Raw genomic sequence first — 17,093 nt, forward strand, 5'->3', positions numbered from 1 at the left:
AAGCATGTCTCGTGTTGCAAAAGCACCCGTCGTCATTCCTGCCGGCGTAGAGGTAAAACTCAACGGTCAGGTTATTTCGATTAAGGGTAAAAACGGCGAGCTGTCACGTACTATCCATGACGCCGTTGTTGTTAAACAGGAAGAAAATACACTGACTTTCGGTCCAAACGAAGGTTTTGTAGACGGATGGGCCCAAGCGGGTACCACTCGTGCACTGTTGAACTCAATGGTTATAGGTGTTACCGACGGCTTCACTAAAAAGCTTCAATTGGTAGGTGTTGGTTATCGTGCTGCTGTTAAAGGCAACGTGGTGAATTTAGCCTTAGGCTTCTCTCACCCGGTCGATCACCAATTGCCGGAAGGCGTTACTGCAGAATGTCCGACCCAGACTGAAATCGTGCTGAAAGGCGCTGATAAACAAGTCATTGGTCAGGTTGCTGCAGATTTACGTGCCTACCGTCGTCCTGAGCCTTATAAAGGCAAGGGTGTCCGTTACGCCGACGAAGTCGTGCGTACCAAAGAGGCTAAGAAGAAGTAAGGTAACACTATGGATAAGAAATCTGCTCGTATCCGTCGTGCGACCCGCGCACGCCGCAAGCTCAAGGAATTGGGTGCGACTCGCCTGGTGGTACATCGTACCCCGCGTCATATTTACGCACAGGTTATCGCACCAAACGGTTCTGAAGTATTAGTTGCTGCATCTACTGTAGAAAAAACTATTACTGAGCAACTGAAGTATACCGGCAACAAAGATGCTGCCACTGCTGTAGGTAAAGCTATCGCAGAACGCGCATTGGAAAAAGGGATCACGAAAGTATCCTTTGACCGTTCCGGTTTCCAATATCATGGTCGAGTCCAGGCACTGGCAGATGCTGCCCGTGAAGCTGGCCTTCAGTTCTAAGGAAGAGGTTTAAGATGGCTCACATCGAAAAACAAGCTGGCGAACTGCAGGAAAAGCTGATCGCGGTAAACCGCGTATCTAAAACCGTAAAAGGTGGCCGTATCTTCAGCTTTACCGCACTGACAGTAGTTGGTGATGGTAACGGTCGCGTTGGTTTTGGCTACGGCAAAGCACGCGAAGTTCCGGCAGCGATCCAGAAAGCGATGGAAAAAGCCCGTCGCAACATGATGAATGTCGCGCTGAACAGCGGCACCCTGCAGCATCCTGTTAAAGGTGCTCATACGGGTTCCCGTGTGTTCATGCAGCCGGCTTCCGAAGGTACCGGTATTATCGCCGGTGGTGCAATGCGCGCCGTCCTGGAAGTTGCAGGGGTTCATAACGTATTGGCTAAAGCTTATGGTTCTACAAACCCGATCAACGTGGTTCGTGCAACTATTGATGCTCTGGCAAATATGAAATCCCCACAAATGGTCGCTGCCAAGCGTGGTAAATCCGTTGAAGAAATTCTGGGGTAATTAACCATGGCAAAGACTATTAAAGTTACACAAACTCGCAGTTCCATTGGCCGTCTGCCGAAGCATAAAGCTACTCTGCTGGGCCTGGGTCTGCGTCGTATTGGTCACACCGTTGAGCGCGAGGATACTCCTGCTGTACGCGGTATGATCAACCTGGTTTCCTACATGGTTAAGGTTGAGGAGTAAGAGATGCGTTTAAATACTCTGTCTCCGGCTGATGGTGCCAAACAAGCGCCTAAGCGTGTAGGTCGTGGTATTGGTTCTGGCCTGGGTAAAACCGCTGGTCGTGGTCACAAAGGTCAGAACTCACGTTCTGGCGGTGGCGTACGTCGTGGTTTTGAAGGTGGTCAGATGCCTTTATATCGTCGTTTGCCGAAATTCGGCTTCACCTCCCGCAAAGCTATGATCACGGCAGAAGTACGTCTGTCTGAACTGGCTCTGGTGGAAGGCGACGTGATCGACCTGAACGCGCTGAAAGCCGCTAACGTAGTTGGTATCCAGATCGAATTCGCGAAAGTCATCCTTTCAGGCGAAGTCGGTCGTGCGGTAACTCTGCGTGGTTTGCGTGTCACCAAAGGCGCTCGTGTTGCTATCGAAGCTGCTGGCGGTAAAATTGAGGAATAAGTAGCAGATGGCTAAGCAACCGGGGTTAGATTTCCAAAGTGCCAAGGGTGGACTAGGCGAACTGAAGCGCAGACTTTTGTTTGTTATCGGTGCGCTGATTGTTTTCCGTATCGGCTCTTTTATTCCGATCCCTGGTATTGATGCCACTGTACTTGCCAAATTGCTCGAACAGCAAAGAGGCACCATCATTGAAATGTTTAACATGTTCTCTGGTGGCGCCCTTAGCCGTGCTTCAATCTTTGCTCTGGGGATCATGCCGTACATTTCGGCATCGATCATTATCCAGCTGTTAACGGTGGTTCATCCAGCGTTAGCAGAAATAAAGAAAGAAGGGGAGGCTGGCCGTCGTAAGATAAGCCAGTACACCCGTTACGGTACGCTGGTGTTGGCAGTGTTCCAGTCGATTGGTATTGCTACCGGTCTTCCGAACATGCCTGGTATGCAGGGCCTGGTGTTAAATCCAGGCTTTGCATTCTACTTTACTGCAGTTGTGAGCTTGGTTACCGGGACAATGTTCCTGATGTGGCTAGGTGAGCAGATTACTGAACGAGGTATCGGTAACGGTATTTCGATCATCATCTTTGCAGGTATCGTAGCGGGTCTCCCGCCAGCAGTTGCCCATACTATCGAACAAGCTCGGCAAGGCGACCTGCACTTCCTCCTGTTGCTGTTGGTTGCAGTTTTAGTGTTTGCAGTGACTTTCTTTGTGGTGTTTGTTGAACGTGGTCAACGTCGTATCGTCGTTAATTACGCTAAACGCCAACAAGGCCGTCGTGTCTATGCAGCACAGAGCACGCACTTACCGTTGAAAGTGAATATGGCTGGTGTTATTCCTGCTATCTTCGCTTCCAGCATCATTCTGTTCCCTGCCACGATTGCATCATGGTTTGGGGGCGGGACTGGTTGGAACTGGCTGACTACGATTTCGCTGTATTTGCAGCCTGGACAACCGCTTTATGTGTTACTCTATGCGACTGCAATCATCTTCTTCTGTTTCTTTTATACTGCGTTGGTGTTCAACCCGCGTGAGACAGCAGATAACCTGAAGAAGTCCGGTGCATTTGTACCAGGAATTCGTCCGGGAGAGCAAACGGCGAAGTACATCGATAAAGTAATGACTCGTTTAACCTTAATCGGTGCGATGTATATTACTTTCATCTGCCTTATCCCGGAGTTCATGCGTGACGCGATGAAAGTTCCATTCTACTTTGGTGGTACTTCTCTACTCATCGTAGTCGTCGTCATTATGGACTTTATGGCTCAAGTGCAAACTCTGATGATGTCAAGTCAGTATGAGTCTGCATTGAAGAAAGCAAACCTGAAAGGCTATAACCGCTAATCTGGTGCGTTTGAGAAGTTACGGAGAGTAAAAATGAAAGTTCGTGCTTCCGTCAAGAAATTATGTCGTAACTGCAAAATTGTTAAGCGTAACGGTATCGTTCGCGTAATCTGCAGCGCAGAACCGAAGCATAAACAGCGTCAAGGCTGATTATCTCGCATATTTTTCTTGCAAAGTTGGGTTGAGCTGGCTAGATTAGCCAGCCAATCTTTTGTATGTAAGCAGCAATACTATTTGAGTATCCTGAAAACGGGCTTTTCAGAATGGTGTTGCCGTATATAAATAGTAGGAGTGCATAGTGGCCCGTATAGCAGGCATTAACATTCCTGATCAGAAACATACCGTGATCGCATTAACTTCGATCTACGGCATCGGCAAAACCCGCTCACAGTCTATCTGTGCAGCATCCGGTATTGCTGAAAATGTTAAGATCAGTGAGCTGTCTGAAGAGCAAATCGAAAAACTGCGTGACGAAGTTGCCAAGTTCATTGTTGAAGGTGATCTGCGTCGTGAAGTCACCCTGAGCATCAAGCGTCTTATGGACCTTGGAACTTATCGTGGTTTGCGTCATCGTCGTGGTCTTCCAGTACGCGGTCAGCGTACCAAGACTAACGCACGTACCCGTAAGGGTCCGCGTAAACCGATCAAGAAATAATCGGGGTGATTGAATAAATGGCAAAGGCACCTGTTCGTACACGTAAACGTGTAAGAAAACAAGTCTCTGACGGCGTGGCTCATATCCATGCTTCTTTCAACAACACCATTGTTACCATTACCGATCGTCAGGGTAATGCTTTGGGTTGGGCAACAGCTGGTGGTTCCGGTTTCCGTGGTTCTCGTAAATCCACTCCGTTCGCAGCTCAGGTTGCAGCAGAGCGCTGCGCAGATGCAGTGAAAGAATACGGTATCAAGAATCTGGAAGTTATGGTTAAAGGACCTGGTCCTGGTCGTGAGTCTACTATCCGCGCGTTAAACGCGGCTGGTTTCCGCATCACTAATATTACTGATGTGACTCCTATCCCTCATAACGGTTGTCGTCCGCCGAAAAAGCGTCGCGTTTAACGCTGCTTTTAGGTTTGTTGGAGAGAGAAAATGGCAAGATATTTGGGTCCTAAGCTCAAGCTTAGCCGTCGTGAGGGCACAGATTTATTCCTTAAATCTGGCGTTCGCGCGATCGATACCAAGTGTAAAATTGAACAAGCTCCTGGTCAGCATGGTGCGCGTAAACCGCGTCTGTCTGATTACGGTGTACAGTTACGTGAAAAGCAAAAAGTTCGCCGTATCTTCGGTGTTCTTGAGCGTCAGTTCCGTAACTATTATAAAGAAGCAGCACGCCTGAAAGGCAACACCGGTGAAAACCTGTTGCAACTCCTGGAAGGTCGTTTGGACAACGTTGTTTATCGTATGGGCTTCGGCGCTACTCGTGCGGAATCGCGCCAGTTAGTTAGCCACAAAGCTATCATGGTAAACGGTCGCGTTGTTAACATCGCTTCTTATCAGGTATCTCCGAATGACGTTGTCAGCATCCGAGAGAAAGCTAAAAAGCAATCTCGCGTGAAGGCCGCTTTGGAGTTGGCTGAACAGCGTGAAAAGCCGACTTGGCTTGAAGTTGATGCTGCTAAGATGGAAGGTGTGTTCAAGCGTATGCCTGAACGTACTGATCTGTCTTCCGACATTAACGAACACCTGATCGTCGAGCTTTACTCTAAGTAAAGCTTAGTACCAAAGAGAGGACACAATGCAGGGTTCTGTGACAGAGTTTCTAAAACCGCGCCTGGTAGATATCGAGCAAGTCAGTTCGACGCACGCCAAGGTGACCCTTGAGCCTTTAGAACGTGGCTTTGGCCATACTTTAGGCAACGCACTGCGCCGTATTCTGCTTTCATCCATGCCGGGTTGCGCGGTGACCGAGGTTGAGATTGATGGTGTACTGCATGAGTACAGCACCAAAGAAGGCGTACAGGAAGATATCCTGGAAATCCTGCTCAACCTGAAAGGGCTGGCGGTGAGAGTTCAAGGGAAAGATGAAGTTATTCTTACCCTGAATAAGTCTGGCATTGGCCCTGTGACTGCAGCCGACATTACCCATGATGGTGATGTCGAAATCGTCAAGCCGCAACATGTCATTTGCCACCTGACCGATGAAAACGCTGCTATTAGCATGCGTATCAAAGTTCAACGTGGTCGAGGTTATGTACCGGCGTCTGCCCGAATTCATTCGGAAGAAGATGAGCGCCCAATTGGTCGTCTGTTAGTAGATGCATGCTACAGCCCTGTAGAGCGAATTGCCTACAATGTTGAAGCAGCGCGTGTAGAACAGCGTACCGATTTGGACAAGCTGGTTATCGAAATGGAAACCAACGGCACGATCGATCCTGAAGAGGCGATCCGTCGTGCGGCAACCATTCTTGCTGAACAACTTGAAGCTTTCGTTGATTTACGTGATGTACGTCAACCGGAAGTCAAAGAAGAGAAGCCGGAATTCGATCCAATCCTGCTGCGCCCTGTTGACGATCTGGAATTGACTGTCCGCTCTGCTAACTGCCTTAAGGCAGAAGCAATCCACTACATCGGTGATCTGGTACAGCGTACCGAGGTTGAGTTACTTAAAACACCTAACCTGGGTAAAAAATCTCTTACTGAGATCAAAGACGTACTTGCGTCCCGTGGTTTGTCACTAGGCATGCGCCTGGAAAACTGGCCACCAGCAAGTATTGCTGACGAGTAACCGGATCACAGGTTAAGGTTTTACTGAGAAGGATAAGGTCATGCGCCATCGTAAGAGTGGTCGTCAACTGAACCGTAACAGCAGCCACCGACAGGCTATGTTCCGTAACATGGCCGGCTCTTTGGTTCGTCATGAGATCATCAAGACGACCCTGCCGAAAGCGAAAGAGCTGCGTCGCGTTGTTGAGCCGCTGATTACTCTTGCCAAGACCGACAACGTTGCAAATCGTCGTCTGGCATTCGCCCGTACTCGTGATAACGAGATCGTGGCAAAACTGTTTAATGAACTGGGCCCGCGTTTCGCGAGCCGTGCCGGTGGTTACACTCGTATTCTTAAGTGTGGTTTCCGTGCAGGCGACAATGCGCCGATGGCATACATCGAGCTCGTTGATCGTGCAGAGTCAAAAGCAGAAGTAGCAACTGCTGAATAATCTGTAGATGCATGAAAAAACCGGGCTTGCCCGGTTTTTTTTACATCCAAAATTCCGTCTCCCCTAAGTCACCGCATCCCTAAATTCATGCTACTCACAATTAATCTGGCATTCGCGCTATGCTAACGGAATCAACCTAGTTGCTATTGCAGGGGCCAGAGCCATGTTTCTTATTGATCAATGGGTTGAAAAACACATTAAAGACGCCAGTGAGAACGGTGAGTTTGATAACCTTGCTGGCCAGGGCAAGCCATTGGTTTTAGATGACGACAGTGCTGTACCTGAAGAGCTACGAACTGCATATCGTATTCTCAAAAATTCCGGGTATTTACCTCCTGAATTGCAAGACCGAAAGGAGGCTATCGAGTTAAATCATATGCTGAGAAGCCTGATGCCTGATAATCCTGAGTTTTGTGCTATTGATAAGAGGCTCAACGTCCTTAAGCTGCGGCTGCAGCAGGCAGGCATTAGTACGGATTTTCTTGAAGGTCCCTACAGAGATGAACTAAATAAAAAGTTTAAAGGTGTATAACTATGCTTAAAATTGGTGAATTAGCCAGGCTCGCTAATGTTTCTAGCGATACCATTCGCTACTATGAAAAACAGGGCATGATGAGTTCAACAGTGCGTAATGGCTCTGGGTATCGCCAATACGATGACAGTGACCTTCAGAGACTGCGTTTCATTCGTTATGCAAAATCGACAGGATTTACACTTGAAGCAATAAAGGAGCTGCTTTCAATCCGTATCGATCCAGCGCACCACACCTGTCAGGGGTCGAAGTCCATTGTTGAAGAACGACTTGCCGAGGTGGAGCTTAAACTTAAGGAACTGATGCAGATGCGTGAATCGTTACAGAGGTTGAGCAAAGCCTGCTGCGGCTCAGCTCATTCCAGCGTCAGTTGCTCAATTTTAGAAGCATTAGAGGATGGGGCTGGGAAGGTGGCATAAAAACCGCTTTCGAAGAAGTGATCAAGGCAGTATGATTCGCTGGCATTTTATGCAGTCGTTTTTACACAGAGGAATCTATGAGTAACTATAAGCACCAAAGAGGCACAATTCAGGATAATGCACTGCAAGCACTTTTACATGACCCACTATTTAAGCAACGCGTTGAAAAGAACCTGAAAGGGAAAGGCAGTTACCGCCGTAAAGAAAAGAATGGGAAAGGGAGTTATCTGGAGGGCAGTGTTGAGTGTTCGTTCGAATATTCAACACTGCCCTTCTTAAAGCAAGGTCATCCTGTACACTGAGTTTGTTAGAATTTCGGTGTCTGTTGTTCTTTCAATAAGTCGCGGATTTCAGCTAACAGTGTTTCTTCAGCAGTAGGTTTTGGTGGTGCTACCGGCACATCTTCTTTCTTGCGGCGCATTTTATTCATAAATGTAATCGCGCAGAAGATCGCTAATGCCACGATGATGAAGTCAAAAATATTCTGAATGAAAACACCGTAATGCATTACTACAGCAGGTACGGTTCCCTGAGCTTCTCTAAGTACCAATGCAAATTGTTTAAAATCTACCCCACCAATGAGTAAACCCAGCGGGGGCATAATAATATCAGCAACCAGCGATGAAACGATTTTCCCAAAAGCAGCACCGATGATCACACCAACGGCCAGGTCAACCACGTTGCCTCGCATGGCAAACTCACGAAACTCTTTCATAAAACTCATAAAACTCTCCTTGGCAAATTCAACAATTGTGTCAAACAAAGTAAAGACCATTTGCAGCGTCTTCGCTACAAAACTTGACCTCTAATCTCTCATTCATGCAAAAAATCATACCCATTGATGTCTTATAAGAAGAACGGGCTCGGCTGGAACAGCCGTTCCACATCTCTTACAAACTTCTTATCGGTTATGAACATGACGACGTGGTCGCCCTGTTGGATCCTGCTGTTTCCGTTAGCAATAATGACTTCGTTACCACGAACAATTGCGCCTATAGTTGTACCTGGCGGCAACTTAATTTGTTCGACCGTACGTCCAACAACTTTGGATGTCGTTTCGTCGCCGTGAGCGATAGCCTCGATAGCTTCGGCCACGCCACGACGCAATGATGACACACTGACAATGTCAGCTTTTCGAACATGGCCGAGCAATGCTGAGATGGTGGCCTGCTGCGGAGAAATCGCAATATCGATTACGCTCCCCTGAACAAGGTCGACGTAGGCACTACGTTGGATTAACACCATCGCTTTCTTAGCACCCATGCGTTTTGCCAACATCGCGGACATTATATTGGCCTCATCGTCGTTGGTGATGGCAATGAAGACATCGACCTGTTCGATGTGCTCCTCAGCCAACAGTTCTTGGTCAGAAGCATCACCGTAAAACACAATCGTGTCCTGTAAGAGTTCCGCCAATTCGGCCGCACGTTGCTGATCGCGTTCAATCAATTTAACGCTGTAATTTTTCTCCAGCCTTTGTGCCAGACCCGCGCCGACGTTACCACCTCCTACGATCATGATACGTTTGTAGGGTTTCTCAAGTCGCTGAAGCTCACTCATTACGGCGCGAATATGTTGAGATGCTGCGACGAAGAATACTTCATCACCGGCTTCAATAATCGTTGAACCCTGAGGGCGGATAGGACGTTCCTGGCGGAAGATTGCTGCCACACGAGTTTCAATGTGAGGCATGTGTTCGCGCATTGATGAGAGCGCATTCCCAACTAGCGGGCCACCGTAGTAGGCTTTCACTGCCGCAATACTGACTTTGCCCTCTGCAAAGTTAACCACCTGAAGCGCACCTGGGTATTCAATCAGCTTGTAGATGTAGTCTGTGACTAGTTGCTCAGGTGAAATCAGATGGTCGATAGGGACGGCTTCAGGATGGAAAAGCTTCTCTGATTCGCGGATATATTCTGTCGAGCGAATACGGGCAATACGGTTAGGGGTGTTAAACAGCGAATAAGCTATCTGACAGGCCACCATATTGGTTTCATCTGAATTGGTGACTGCAACCAGCATATCGGCATCTTCCGCGCCGGCTTCACGCAAAACGCGAGGATGGGAACCGTGGCCCTGAACGACACGTAGATCAAATTTATCCTGAAGCTGACGCAAACGAACTGTATTGGTATCTACAACGGTTATATCGTTGTTTTCACCTACCAGGTTTTCGGCGAGTGTTCCGCCAACCTGCCCGGCGCCGAGAATGATTATTTTCATATGACTCTCTGCTTTGCCTTAAAATATCAGCCTGAGAAGTAAACGCTAGTGGAGGCGTTTAATTTTTTATCAGTTTAGCGTAATAGAAACCGTCACCATCTTCAGCGTGTGGAAGATTTTGTCGGCCCGGCTTTTCCGCTGTACCTGTTTCGACCAGCGTCGCATCAGGATGCACCTCTAAAAATGCAGCAATTTGTTCGCTGTTTTCGTCAGGCAGAATGGAGCAGGTGGCATACACCATCACACCCTGGCTTTTCAGGTGTGGCCAGACGGCCTCCAGGATTTCTTTCTGCAGCTTAGCCAGTTCAGCAATATCACTATCACGGCGTAGCCATTTAATATCAGGATGTCGACGAATAACACCGGTTGCAGAGCACGGCGCATCGAGCAAGATGCGATCGAAGATGCGGTCACCCGCCCAACTCTGCGGCTCGCGGCCATCACCCTGTTTGACTTCCGCATTCAGCTTCAGACGCTGTAGATTCTCATGAACGCGTTTCAGGCGTTGTTCATCAACATCTACCGCCAGAACATGTGCTTTCGGAGCCGCTTCCAAAATATGCGTGGTTTTTCCGCCCGGCGCGCAACATAAGTCGAGGATCATCTCGCCATCTTGAGGATCCAGCAGATCAACGCTGCCTTGTGCCGATGCATCCTGAACCGTTACCCAGCCTTGTGCGAAACCCGGCAGCAGATTCACCTGACAGGGCGTTACGAGACGCAGCGCGTCCCGATATTCCGCATGAGGGACTGCTTCAATCTGCGCTTCGTTCAGTAAATTTAAATACTCTTCACGTGAATGATGAATGCGGTTGACGCGCAACCACATCGGAGGCCTTTGGTTATTGGCATCAACGATATTCTCCCATTCTGTGGGATAGGCTTTTTTGAGACGTTTTAGTAACCAGCTCGGGTGAAGATGGCGGCTGTCGTTATTGGACATTCGCGGAAGTAGTTCTTCCTGCTGTCGCTGGAACTGACGCAGAACCCCGTTGATCAGGCCCTTGAGTTGCGGCCGTTTAAGAGCAACGGCACCCTCAACTGTCTCCGCCAAGATGGCATGGGCGGGAATGCGTGTATGTATTAGCTGATATAAGCCAACCATGAGCAAATAATGCAGGGTTCGCTGTTTGCCGGTGAGTGGTTTCGCCATCAGTTGCTGCAAACACCATTCGAGTTGAGGCAATACCCGGAGCGTGCCGAAACAGAGTTCCTGTAGTAAGCCGCGGTCTTTATCGGAGATGTTTTTCTGCAAACCGGGTAGAACAGTAGAAAGTGACAAACCTTTGTCTAATACCTGGCTAATAGCTTGAGCTGCAATACTTCGGAGATTATAGGCTGTTTTCATAGTCAAAGAAGCTGACCAGTGTCAGCATTATTATGGAGATAAGCCCGACATTAAGCCGGGCATAGTCACAATGGTCAGGCTATACGGGTGCCTGCGGTAAACCATTCACGACGAGAGTTCAGCAAATCCTGAGCGGACATTGCCTTTTTACCTGAAGGTTGTAGTTGGGTGATATTCAGAACACCTTTAGCGGTCGCAATCTGAATCCCCTTTTTATCTGCGGCAACAATTGTTCCCGGCAGCGCACTACTTTCATCAGGTAAACATTCTGCTTGCCAGACTTTTACCGGCTGATCGTCAATCATGAAGAAACTGACGGGCCATGGATTAAATGCGCGAATGCAACGTTCAAGCTGCTCAGCGGACAACGACCAGTCCAATCGCGCTTCCTCTTTGCTAAGTTTCTCAGCATAGGTGACGAGCTCTTCATCCTGAACTTCTGGTCGGGCAGTGCCGTTTGCCAGTTGCTTCAGAGTTTCCAGCATGCCTGACGGGCCGAGCTCTGCCAGCTTGTTATAAAGTGACGCACTGGTATCTTCAGGCAGGATATCGCACTCAACTTTGTGCAGCATATCACCAGTGTCCAGGCCAACGTCCATTTGCATAATAGTGATGCCGGTTTTAGCATCGCCTGCCCAGAGTGAACGCTGAATAGGAGCAGCTCCACGCCAGCGCGGCAGGAGTGAGCCATGGACATTGATACAGCCCAGTTTAGGCATTTCAAGCACGGCTTTGGGTAGAATTATCCCGTATGCGACAACCACCATGATGTCTGCTTCTAATTCAGAAACCAGCAGCTGATTTTCTTCCGGGCGCAGAGACTTAGGCTGAAAGACCGGTATGTTGTTGGCTTCTGCAAGCACTTTTACCGGGCTTGCCGTCAGTTTATTTCCGCGTCCGGCAGGGCGATCGGGTTGTGTGAAAACACCAACAACCTGATGTTCAGATGTTAAAAGCGCGTCAAGATGACGCGCTGCAAAATCGGGGGTACCTGCAAATATAATCCGCAAAGCAGTGTCCTGTAATCGACGAATATTAGTCAGCCCGGGCGTTCAGCTTGGCCATCTTTTCCATTTTCTGACGGATGCGCTGACGTTTCAGTGGAGACAAGTAATCCACAAACAATACGCCTACAAGATGATCCATTTCATGCTGAATACAAATGGCCAGCAGATCATCTGCTTCAAGCTCAAAGCTTTTGCCATCGCGATCCAGTGCACGAATTTTCACTTTCTCAGCACGCGGAACAAGCGCACGTTGATCAGGGATCGACAGGCAACCTTCTTCAATCCCGGTTTCGCCGCTTTTTTCCAGCAATTCAGGATTGATGAGAACCAGACGTTCGTCGCGGTTTTCGGAAACGTCGATCACGATTATCCGCTGATGGATATTGACCTGAGTCGCCGCCAAGCCAATGCCTTCCTCTGCATACATCGTTTCAAACATATCATCCACGATTTGCTGGATTTTGGCGTCAACTTCTTTGACCGGTTTTGCAGTAATGCGAAGCCGCTCGTCTGGGAAATGTAATATCTGTAATACGGACATATTTTTCTGGATCTTTATTCAAATGATTGAAGATATATAGACTCTATTCTAGACATTTTCAGCTCCGATTGACAGCATCCTGTGCCAATAGAATCAGTCGCCGGTAGGCATTGCGCGGAGCGGAGTTATGACATTACAGGAAGTATGGATTCGTTTGTCGATGGTAAAACGTCTCGATGCACATAGCGCAGAGGGAATCATTCGGGCTCTCTACAGCCATGGGAATTATTCAGAGTCTGAGCTATTTTACTGTGGACTCTTGCCGGAGCAGATTACGGATTTTCTAAAGCTCAATCCGCAATGGATCTCAACGTCTTTGAAATGGCTGGAACGTGATAACTGTCATCTCGTGACGTATAACAGTCCTCTCTATCCTCCTCTGCTCTCACAGATATCGTCACCACCGTTGGTTCTGTTTGTCGAGGGGCCGCCTGATTTATTGTCTTCACCTCAGTTAGCTATGGTCGGGAGCCGCCATTACACCCACTACGGCGAGCAATATGCGCAGGTTTTTGCGGGCGGATTGGTCAGTAGCGGTTTCACTGTCACCAGTGGCCTCGCCATGGGTATTGATGGAATCAGTCATAAAGCGACGCTCGACGCAGAGGGAAAAACCATTGCCGTACTGGGAAGTGGATTAATGAATCGCTACCCATCGCTTCACTCGGCGCTGGCAGATCGTATTCTTGAGCGGGGAGGCATGTTAGTTTCTGAGCATTTAGTAACGATGCCTCCCGTTGCCGCCAACTTCCCACGTCGTAATCGGATTATCAGTGGCCTGAGTGTCGGCGTTCTTGTGGTTGAAGCAACATTGCGAAGCGGATCGCTGATCACTGCTCGTTATGCGCTGGAGCAGGGAAGAGAAGTTTTTGCTTTACCCGGGCCGCTGGGAAGTCAGACGTCTGAGGGAACGCACTGGCTTATCCGGCAGGGGGCGTATCTGGTCACAGAACCCAACGATATCGCCGAACATATAGGCAGCGGGCTGACATGGTTTCCGGCCATCGCGACATCACCAGCCTGCAAAACTCCAGCGAATGAGAAAATTTATCCTTCTGAGGCGATTTTTTGTGCGCAAGATGACGAAGTTAAATTGCCATTTGCTGATGTGTTGGCTAACGTAGAATATGAGGTGACATCTGTTGACGTCGTCGCCGAACGTGCCGGCCAACCTGTGCCAGAAGTGGTGGGTAAACTACTCGAGCTGGAGTTAGCAGGATGGATCGCAGCTGTACCCGGCGGCTATGTCCGAATTAAGAGGGCAGGCCATGTTCGACGTACTAATGTACTTATTTGAAACTTACATTCACAACGAAGCGGAGATGAATGTTGACGAGGATAGGTTAACGGATGACTTGACGGAGGCTGGTTTCCACCGGGCTGATATTCACAATGCGCTGAATTGGCTTGAAAAACTTGCGGATATGCAAGAGGGTGGTACCCCATCTTACATGCTGGATTCCGATCCTTCAGCATTACGAGTCTACACCGATGAGGAAACGAATCGGTTAGATTGCACATGTCGTGGTTTTTTATTGTTCCTGGAACAGATTAAAGTTTTGAATTTCGATACCAGGGAGATGGTTATCGATCGTGTTATGGCTCTGGACACTGAAGAATTTGATCTCGAAGATCTTAAGTGGGTGGTGCTGATGGTTCTCTTTAATATTCCCGGATATGAAAGTGCATATCAGCAAATGGAAGAGCTGTTATTTGAAGTTAATGAAGGTTATCTGCATTAAGGGATAACGGGTAAAACATAGCGTATGACAAAAGCAGCATTTTTTGCTGAGAAGCAGAATGAATCCTGTCCGGAATGCGGGGCCGGTTTGGTGATCCGTAGCGGTCGCCACGGCCCTTTTCTCAGTTGTTCTTCTTACCCAGCATGTCAGTACATCCGCCCGCTAAAAGCTCAGGCTGACGGACATATCGTTAAAGTGTTGGACGGCCAGCTCTGCCCCAAATGTGAGTCGACACTTGTTTTGCGTCAGGGACGTTATGGGATGTTTATAGGATGTAGCCAGTATCCGGAATGTGATCATAGTGAAGTGATCGACAAACCCGAAGAAACGAGTCTGAGTTGTCCGCAGTGTGGCAAAGGCCATCTGTTACAACGGAAGTCGCGTTTTGGTAAAGTCTTCCATGCGTGTGATCGCTATCCTGATTGCCAGTTTGCGATTAACAATAAACCCGTTGCAGGCGAATGTGCACAATGCCATTACCCGTTGTTAATGGAAAAGAAAACCGCGCAAGGTATTAAGTTATTTTGTGCCAGCAAATTATGCGGTAAAGCCGTAGAAACGTAAGATAATCCAAAAATGAATAAAGAAGTTAACGACTCATTTAGCACAGTGCTTGCCGCATTGCAGAAGCAGCAAGTGATTGCATATCCAACAGAGGCGGTATTTGGGCTTGGATGCGATCCGGACAGTGAAAGTGCAGTAGAAGCACTACTGGCGCTGAAAAAACGTCCTAAAGATAAAGGGCTGATTCTTATTGCGGAGAATTATGAGCAACTCCTTTCTTATATAGATGACTCGTCCCTGACCGAGCAACAACGTCAGATGATACATTCATCCTGGCCGGGACCGGTAACCTGGGTGATGCCAGCGAAGGCATCTACGCCAGACTGGCTGACTGGTCGTTTCTCTTCACTTGCCGTGCGCGTTACTGATCATCCTTTAGTGAAAGAGCTCTGCCTGAAATTTGGCAAGCCACTGGTATCGACCAGCGCCAACCTCAACGGACAGCCTCCGTGTCGTGTTGCAGAAGAAGTGAGCCAACAATTTGGAAAGGATTTCCCCGTCCTGGCAGGTCAAGTCGGCGGAAGGAAAAATCCATCAGAAATTCGGGATGCCCTCACCGGCAACCTTATTCGTCAAGGCTAAGGAACAAAGGTCATGCCAACTTTTGCGGTATTTGGGAATCCCATCAGTCATAGCAAATCCCCACGGATTCACGCACTCTTCGCCAACCAGACAGGGTTAGAGCATACCTATGGGACGATACTGGCGCCGCACGAAGAATTCGAAGAAACGCTGAGATCCTTTTTTCACGGCGGAGCTCGGGGTGCAAATATTACCGTGCCTTTCAAAGAACGTGCTTTTGCCGAGTCCGATGAACTCACCGATCGCGCGGCACTTTCTGGCGCGGTGAATACTTTGAAGAAGCTTGAAGACGGTCGCCTGCTTGGTGATAACACAGACGGCATCGGGATGTTGAGCGATCTCGAACGTCTGAATCTTATCAGAAGTAGCGATCGGGTTTTGTTGGTGGGTGCCGGCGGTGCAGCCCGGGGGGTTATCCTTCCTTTACTGTCTTACGGTTGTTCTGTCGTCGTCACTAACCGTACCTTTGAGCGGGCGCAGCACTTAAGCCATATCTTTGAAAGCAGAGGCGAGATCCAGGCCATCGCTCTGAATGATCTGGCAACCGAATCTTTCGATTTGATTATTAACGCCACGGCCTCAGGTATTAAAGGCGAGATCCCGGCGATCCCCACAGAGGTTCTAACGCCGCAGGCCCGTATTTACGACATGTACTATCAGGCTGGCCCGACACCCTTTATAGATTGGGCTCAAAAGAACGGCGTAACCGAGTATGCGGATGGATTAGGGATGCTGGTCGGTCAGGCCGCCCATGCATTCCAGCTATGGCATGGCGTAATGCCTGACATCGAACCCGTGCTGGCGCAATTGCAGAAAGATTTACTGGGCTGATAATGGAACCTGAAGAGGGTTTCAGGTTCCCTGACGTGTTCTTATTACTCTTCTGAAAGATACACATCTTTCCAGGTCACATAGTTATTTGAAGAGTAAGTTAATCCAGCCAGCTCTTCAGACGTCAGCTCCCGAACCTGTTTTACAGGACTTCCTAAATAGAGATAGCCACTTTCCAGACGTTTTCCTGGAGGCACCAGACTTCCTGCCCCAATCATAACGTCATCTTCAATGATCGCCCCGTCCAGCAGTATAGATCCCATTCCCACCAGAACACGACTTCCGATCGTACAACCATGCAGCATAGCTTTGTGTCCGACTGTCACATCCTCACCAATAATAAGAGGATGGCCTTCAGGATTGTGGCGCGACTGATGGGTGACGTGTAGCACGCTGCCATCCTGAACATTGGTTCGACAGCCGATAACGACATGATTCACATCACCACGAATAACAACCAATGGCCAGATACTGACGTCGTCCGCGAGAGCGACATCCCCAATGACAACGCTGGAAGAGTCAACCATGACCTTTTCTCCCAGAGTTGGCACTAATCCCTGATATGCACGTAAAGCCTGAGACATATGTAAGTACCTCATAGTTGAGTTTTAACACTGGCAATATAGTTCGGGTGAGATGAAATACCAATTCGTCGGCATCAAGATTGGTGTTAAAACCCGCGGATCGGGTGAGATCTCTGCGAAGGGGTGGAAAAACACGCAGTCGATCCTTTTATTCGAAATTAATGCTTGTGCAAAAAATTCGGA

General features: G+C 48.6%; 26 protein-coding genes. 20 read left to right on the forward strand and 6 right to left on the reverse strand.

The genetic code is table 11. From position 1 onward, the window contains the following. The first annotated feature begins 4 nt into the window (after nucleotides 1-4). From rplF to ACMHLI_RS22970, 15 genes are all read left to right on the forward strand, one after another. Entirely contained in the window at nucleotides 5-538 is a 534-nt protein-coding gene (rplF, locus tag ACMHLI_RS22900; RefSeq protein WP_112168256.1) for a 50S ribosomal protein L6, read from the forward strand. A gap of 9 nt (nucleotides 539-547) precedes the next feature. Beyond that, on the forward strand, nucleotides 548-901 hold the full coding sequence (gene rplR / locus ACMHLI_RS22905; RefSeq protein WP_034793671.1) for a 50S ribosomal protein L18: 354 nt from the start codon (nucleotides 548-550) through the stop codon (nucleotides 899-901). Nucleotides 902-915: 14 nt separating this feature from the next. After that, complete coding sequence (gene rpsE, locus ACMHLI_RS22910; protein ID WP_013573700.1) at nucleotides 916-1,416, forward strand: 30S ribosomal protein S5; 501 nt, start codon at nucleotides 916-918, stop codon at nucleotides 1,414-1,416. Between the two features lie 6 nt (nucleotides 1,417-1,422). Continuing rightward, the gene (gene rpmD / locus ACMHLI_RS22915; protein ID WP_013573701.1) at nucleotides 1,423-1,602 is read left to right on the forward strand and encodes a 50S ribosomal protein L30; all 180 of its coding nucleotides are present in this window, start codon (nucleotides 1,423-1,425) and stop codon (nucleotides 1,600-1,602) included. A 3-nt stretch (nucleotides 1,603-1,605) separates the two neighbouring features. Beyond that, nucleotides 1,606-2,040, forward strand: coding sequence for a 50S ribosomal protein L15 (gene rplO / locus ACMHLI_RS22920; protein ID WP_056778046.1), 435 nt, complete (start codon nucleotides 1,606-1,608; stop codon nucleotides 2,038-2,040). A gap of 7 nt (nucleotides 2,041-2,047) precedes the next feature. Further along, nucleotides 2,048-3,379: a preprotein translocase subunit SecY gene (gene secY / locus ACMHLI_RS22925; RefSeq protein ID WP_034793668.1), complete on the forward strand. Its 1,332-nt coding sequence runs from the start codon at nucleotides 2,048-2,050 to the stop codon at nucleotides 3,377-3,379. 33 nt (nucleotides 3,380-3,412) lie between these two features. Continuing rightward, complete coding sequence (rpmJ, locus tag ACMHLI_RS22930) at nucleotides 3,413-3,529, forward strand: 50S ribosomal protein L36 (RefSeq protein ID WP_012768118.1); 117 nt, start codon at nucleotides 3,413-3,415, stop codon at nucleotides 3,527-3,529. A gap of 148 nt (nucleotides 3,530-3,677) precedes the next feature. Continuing rightward, entirely contained in the window at nucleotides 3,678-4,034 is a 357-nt protein-coding gene (gene rpsM, locus ACMHLI_RS22935) for a 30S ribosomal protein S13 (protein WP_013573704.1), read from the forward strand. Nucleotides 4,035-4,051: 17 nt separating this feature from the next. Further along, entirely contained in the window at nucleotides 4,052-4,441 is a 390-nt protein-coding gene (gene rpsK / locus ACMHLI_RS22940; RefSeq protein ID WP_004929731.1) for a 30S ribosomal protein S11, read from the forward strand. 30 nt (nucleotides 4,442-4,471) lie between these two features. Beyond that, a complete protein-coding gene (gene rpsD, locus ACMHLI_RS22945; RefSeq protein WP_056778049.1) occupies nucleotides 4,472-5,092 on the forward strand; it encodes a 30S ribosomal protein S4 in 621 nt (206 codons plus the stop codon). A gap of 25 nt (nucleotides 5,093-5,117) precedes the next feature. Then, nucleotides 5,118-6,107: a DNA-directed RNA polymerase subunit alpha gene (locus tag ACMHLI_RS22950; protein ID WP_002919219.1), complete on the forward strand. Its 990-nt coding sequence runs from the start codon at nucleotides 5,118-5,120 to the stop codon at nucleotides 6,105-6,107. A gap of 40 nt (nucleotides 6,108-6,147) precedes the next feature. Next, a complete protein-coding gene (rplQ, locus tag ACMHLI_RS22955; RefSeq protein ID WP_013573706.1) occupies nucleotides 6,148-6,537 on the forward strand; it encodes a 50S ribosomal protein L17 in 390 nt (129 codons plus the stop codon). Between the two features lie 163 nt (nucleotides 6,538-6,700). Continuing rightward, nucleotides 6,701-7,069 carry a DUF1992 domain-containing protein gene (locus tag ACMHLI_RS22960; protein WP_413531397.1) on the forward strand — a complete coding sequence of 123 codons (369 nt, stop codon included), beginning with the start codon at nucleotides 6,701-6,703 and terminating at the stop codon, nucleotides 7,067-7,069. Nucleotides 7,070-7,071: 2 nt separating this feature from the next. Continuing rightward, the gene (gene zntR / locus ACMHLI_RS22965; protein WP_413531398.1) at nucleotides 7,072-7,488 is read left to right on the forward strand and encodes a Zn(2+)-responsive transcriptional regulator; all 417 of its coding nucleotides are present in this window, start codon (nucleotides 7,072-7,074) and stop codon (nucleotides 7,486-7,488) included. 77 nt (nucleotides 7,489-7,565) lie between these two features. Next, nucleotides 7,566-7,790, forward strand: a complete 225-nt coding sequence (locus ACMHLI_RS22970; RefSeq protein ID WP_413531399.1) for an alternative ribosome-rescue factor A — start codon at nucleotides 7,566-7,568, stop codon at nucleotides 7,788-7,790. A 5-nt stretch (nucleotides 7,791-7,795) separates the two neighbouring features. Here ACMHLI_RS22970 and mscL read toward each other — a convergent pair whose 3' ends face one another. From mscL to def, 5 genes are all read right to left on the reverse strand, one after another. Continuing rightward, on the reverse strand, nucleotides 7,796-8,212 hold the full coding sequence (mscL, locus tag ACMHLI_RS22975) for a large-conductance mechanosensitive channel protein MscL (protein ID WP_413531400.1): 417 nt from the start codon (nucleotides 8,210-8,212) through the stop codon (nucleotides 7,796-7,798). 122 nt (nucleotides 8,213-8,334) lie between these two features. Continuing rightward, entirely contained in the window at nucleotides 8,335-9,711 is a 1,377-nt protein-coding gene (gene trkA / locus ACMHLI_RS22980) for a Trk system potassium transporter TrkA (protein WP_112168261.1), read from the reverse strand. 58 nt (nucleotides 9,712-9,769) lie between these two features. After that, a complete protein-coding gene (gene rsmB / locus ACMHLI_RS22985; RefSeq protein ID WP_413531401.1) occupies nucleotides 9,770-11,059 on the reverse strand; it encodes a 16S rRNA (cytosine(967)-C(5))-methyltransferase RsmB in 1,290 nt (429 codons plus the stop codon). A 74-nt stretch (nucleotides 11,060-11,133) separates the two neighbouring features. Further along, nucleotides 11,134-12,093, reverse strand: coding sequence for a methionyl-tRNA formyltransferase (gene fmt, locus ACMHLI_RS22990; RefSeq protein WP_413531408.1), 960 nt, complete (start codon nucleotides 12,091-12,093; stop codon nucleotides 11,134-11,136). Between the two features lies 1 nt (nucleotide 12,094). Next, nucleotides 12,095-12,607, reverse strand: coding sequence for a peptide deformylase (gene def, locus ACMHLI_RS22995; RefSeq protein ID WP_413531402.1), 513 nt, complete (start codon nucleotides 12,605-12,607; stop codon nucleotides 12,095-12,097). A gap of 127 nt (nucleotides 12,608-12,734) precedes the next feature. Here def and dprA point away from each other — a divergent pair, with 127 nt between their 5' ends. The 5 genes from dprA to aroE are packed head-to-tail and all read left to right on the forward strand — an operon-like array spanning nucleotide 12,735 to nucleotide 16,326. After that, nucleotides 12,735-13,904 (forward strand): DNA-protecting protein DprA, encoded by a 1,170-nt coding sequence (dprA, locus tag ACMHLI_RS23000; protein WP_413531403.1) that lies wholly within the window; start codon nucleotides 12,735-12,737, stop codon nucleotides 13,902-13,904. Beyond that, nucleotides 13,876-14,349 carry a DUF494 family protein gene (locus ACMHLI_RS23005; protein WP_112168266.1) on the forward strand — a complete coding sequence of 158 codons (474 nt, stop codon included), beginning with the start codon at nucleotides 13,876-13,878 and terminating at the stop codon, nucleotides 14,347-14,349. The genes dprA and ACMHLI_RS23005 overlap by 29 nt, the downstream gene beginning before the upstream one ends. Before the next feature lie 24 nt (nucleotides 14,350-14,373). After that, a complete protein-coding gene (locus tag ACMHLI_RS23010; protein ID WP_413531404.1) occupies nucleotides 14,374-14,913 on the forward strand; it encodes a topoisomerase DNA-binding C4 zinc finger domain-containing protein in 540 nt (179 codons plus the stop codon). A 12-nt stretch (nucleotides 14,914-14,925) separates the two neighbouring features. Continuing rightward, nucleotides 14,926-15,495 (forward strand): L-threonylcarbamoyladenylate synthase type 1 TsaC, encoded by a 570-nt coding sequence (tsaC, locus tag ACMHLI_RS23015; RefSeq protein WP_413531405.1) that lies wholly within the window; start codon nucleotides 14,926-14,928, stop codon nucleotides 15,493-15,495. Nucleotides 15,496-15,507: 12 nt separating this feature from the next. Continuing rightward, a complete protein-coding gene (aroE, locus tag ACMHLI_RS23020; RefSeq protein ID WP_413531406.1) occupies nucleotides 15,508-16,326 on the forward strand; it encodes a shikimate dehydrogenase in 819 nt (272 codons plus the stop codon). Nucleotides 16,327-16,370: 44 nt separating this feature from the next. On the opposite strand, the gene ACMHLI_RS23025 is transcribed toward aroE, so the two are convergent. Then, nucleotides 16,371-16,910: a gamma carbonic anhydrase family protein gene (locus ACMHLI_RS23025; RefSeq protein WP_413531407.1), complete on the reverse strand. Its 540-nt coding sequence runs from the start codon at nucleotides 16,908-16,910 to the stop codon at nucleotides 16,371-16,373. Nucleotides 16,911-17,093: the final 183 nt, after the last annotated feature.

Origin of the sequence: Rahnella inusitata (assembly GCF_965118895.1) — a bacterium.
GTDB classification, from domain to species: domain Bacteria; phylum Pseudomonadota; class Gammaproteobacteria; order Enterobacterales; family Enterobacteriaceae; genus Rahnella; species Rahnella inusitata_A.

Excerpts from the sequence above, each read along its gene's own strand:
- rplF (WP_112168256.1), top strand. The coding sequence starts at position 5 with ATGTCTCGTGTTGCAAAAGCACCCGTCGTCATTCCTGCCGGCGTAGAG.
- rplR (WP_034793671.1), top strand. The coding sequence starts at position 548 with ATGGATAAGAAATCTGCTCGTATCCGTCGTGCGACCCGCGCACGCCGC.
- rpsE (WP_013573700.1), top strand. The coding sequence starts at position 916 with ATGGCTCACATCGAAAAACAAGCTGGCGAACTGCAGGAAAAGCTGATC.
- rpmD (WP_013573701.1), top strand. The coding sequence starts at position 1,423 with ATGGCAAAGACTATTAAAGTTACACAAACTCGCAGTTCCATTGGCCGT.
- rplO (WP_056778046.1), top strand. The coding sequence starts at position 1,606 with ATGCGTTTAAATACTCTGTCTCCGGCTGATGGTGCCAAACAAGCGCCT.
- secY (WP_034793668.1), top strand. The coding sequence starts at position 2,048 with ATGGCTAAGCAACCGGGGTTAGATTTCCAAAGTGCCAAGGGTGGACTA.
- rpmJ (WP_012768118.1), top strand. The coding sequence starts at position 3,413 with ATGAAAGTTCGTGCTTCCGTCAAGAAATTATGTCGTAACTGCAAAATT.
- rpsK (WP_004929731.1), top strand. The coding sequence starts at position 4,052 with ATGGCAAAGGCACCTGTTCGTACACGTAAACGTGTAAGAAAACAAGTC.
- rpsD (WP_056778049.1), top strand. The coding sequence starts at position 4,472 with ATGGCAAGATATTTGGGTCCTAAGCTCAAGCTTAGCCGTCGTGAGGGC.
- ACMHLI_RS22950 (WP_002919219.1), top strand. The coding sequence starts at position 5,118 with ATGCAGGGTTCTGTGACAGAGTTTCTAAAACCGCGCCTGGTAGATATC.
- rplQ (WP_013573706.1), top strand. The coding sequence starts at position 6,148 with ATGCGCCATCGTAAGAGTGGTCGTCAACTGAACCGTAACAGCAGCCAC.
- ACMHLI_RS22960 (WP_413531397.1), top strand. The coding sequence starts at position 6,701 with ATGTTTCTTATTGATCAATGGGTTGAAAAACACATTAAAGACGCCAGT.
- zntR (WP_413531398.1), top strand. The coding sequence starts at position 7,072 with ATGCTTAAAATTGGTGAATTAGCCAGGCTCGCTAATGTTTCTAGCGAT.
- ACMHLI_RS22970 (WP_413531399.1), top strand. The coding sequence starts at position 7,566 with ATGAGTAACTATAAGCACCAAAGAGGCACAATTCAGGATAATGCACTG.
- mscL (WP_413531400.1), bottom strand. The coding sequence starts at position 8,212 with ATGAGTTTTATGAAAGAGTTTCGTGAGTTTGCCATGCGAGGCAACGTG.
- trkA (WP_112168261.1), bottom strand. The coding sequence starts at position 9,711 with ATGAAAATAATCATTCTCGGCGCCGGGCAGGTTGGCGGAACACTCGCC.
- rsmB (WP_413531401.1), bottom strand. The coding sequence starts at position 11,059 with ATGAAAACAGCCTATAATCTCCGAAGTATTGCAGCTCAAGCTATTAGC.
- def (WP_413531402.1), bottom strand. The coding sequence starts at position 12,607 with ATGTCCGTATTACAGATATTACATTTCCCAGACGAGCGGCTTCGCATT.
- dprA (WP_413531403.1), top strand. The coding sequence starts at position 12,735 with ATGACATTACAGGAAGTATGGATTCGTTTGTCGATGGTAAAACGTCTC.
- ACMHLI_RS23005 (WP_112168266.1), top strand. The coding sequence starts at position 13,876 with ATGTTCGACGTACTAATGTACTTATTTGAAACTTACATTCACAACGAA.
- ACMHLI_RS23010 (WP_413531404.1), top strand. The coding sequence starts at position 14,374 with ATGACAAAAGCAGCATTTTTTGCTGAGAAGCAGAATGAATCCTGTCCG.
- tsaC (WP_413531405.1), top strand. The coding sequence starts at position 14,926 with ATGAATAAAGAAGTTAACGACTCATTTAGCACAGTGCTTGCCGCATTG.
- aroE (WP_413531406.1), top strand. The coding sequence starts at position 15,508 with ATGCCAACTTTTGCGGTATTTGGGAATCCCATCAGTCATAGCAAATCC.
- ACMHLI_RS23025 (WP_413531407.1), bottom strand. The coding sequence starts at position 16,910 with ATGTCTCAGGCTTTACGTGCATATCAGGGATTAGTGCCAACTCTGGGA.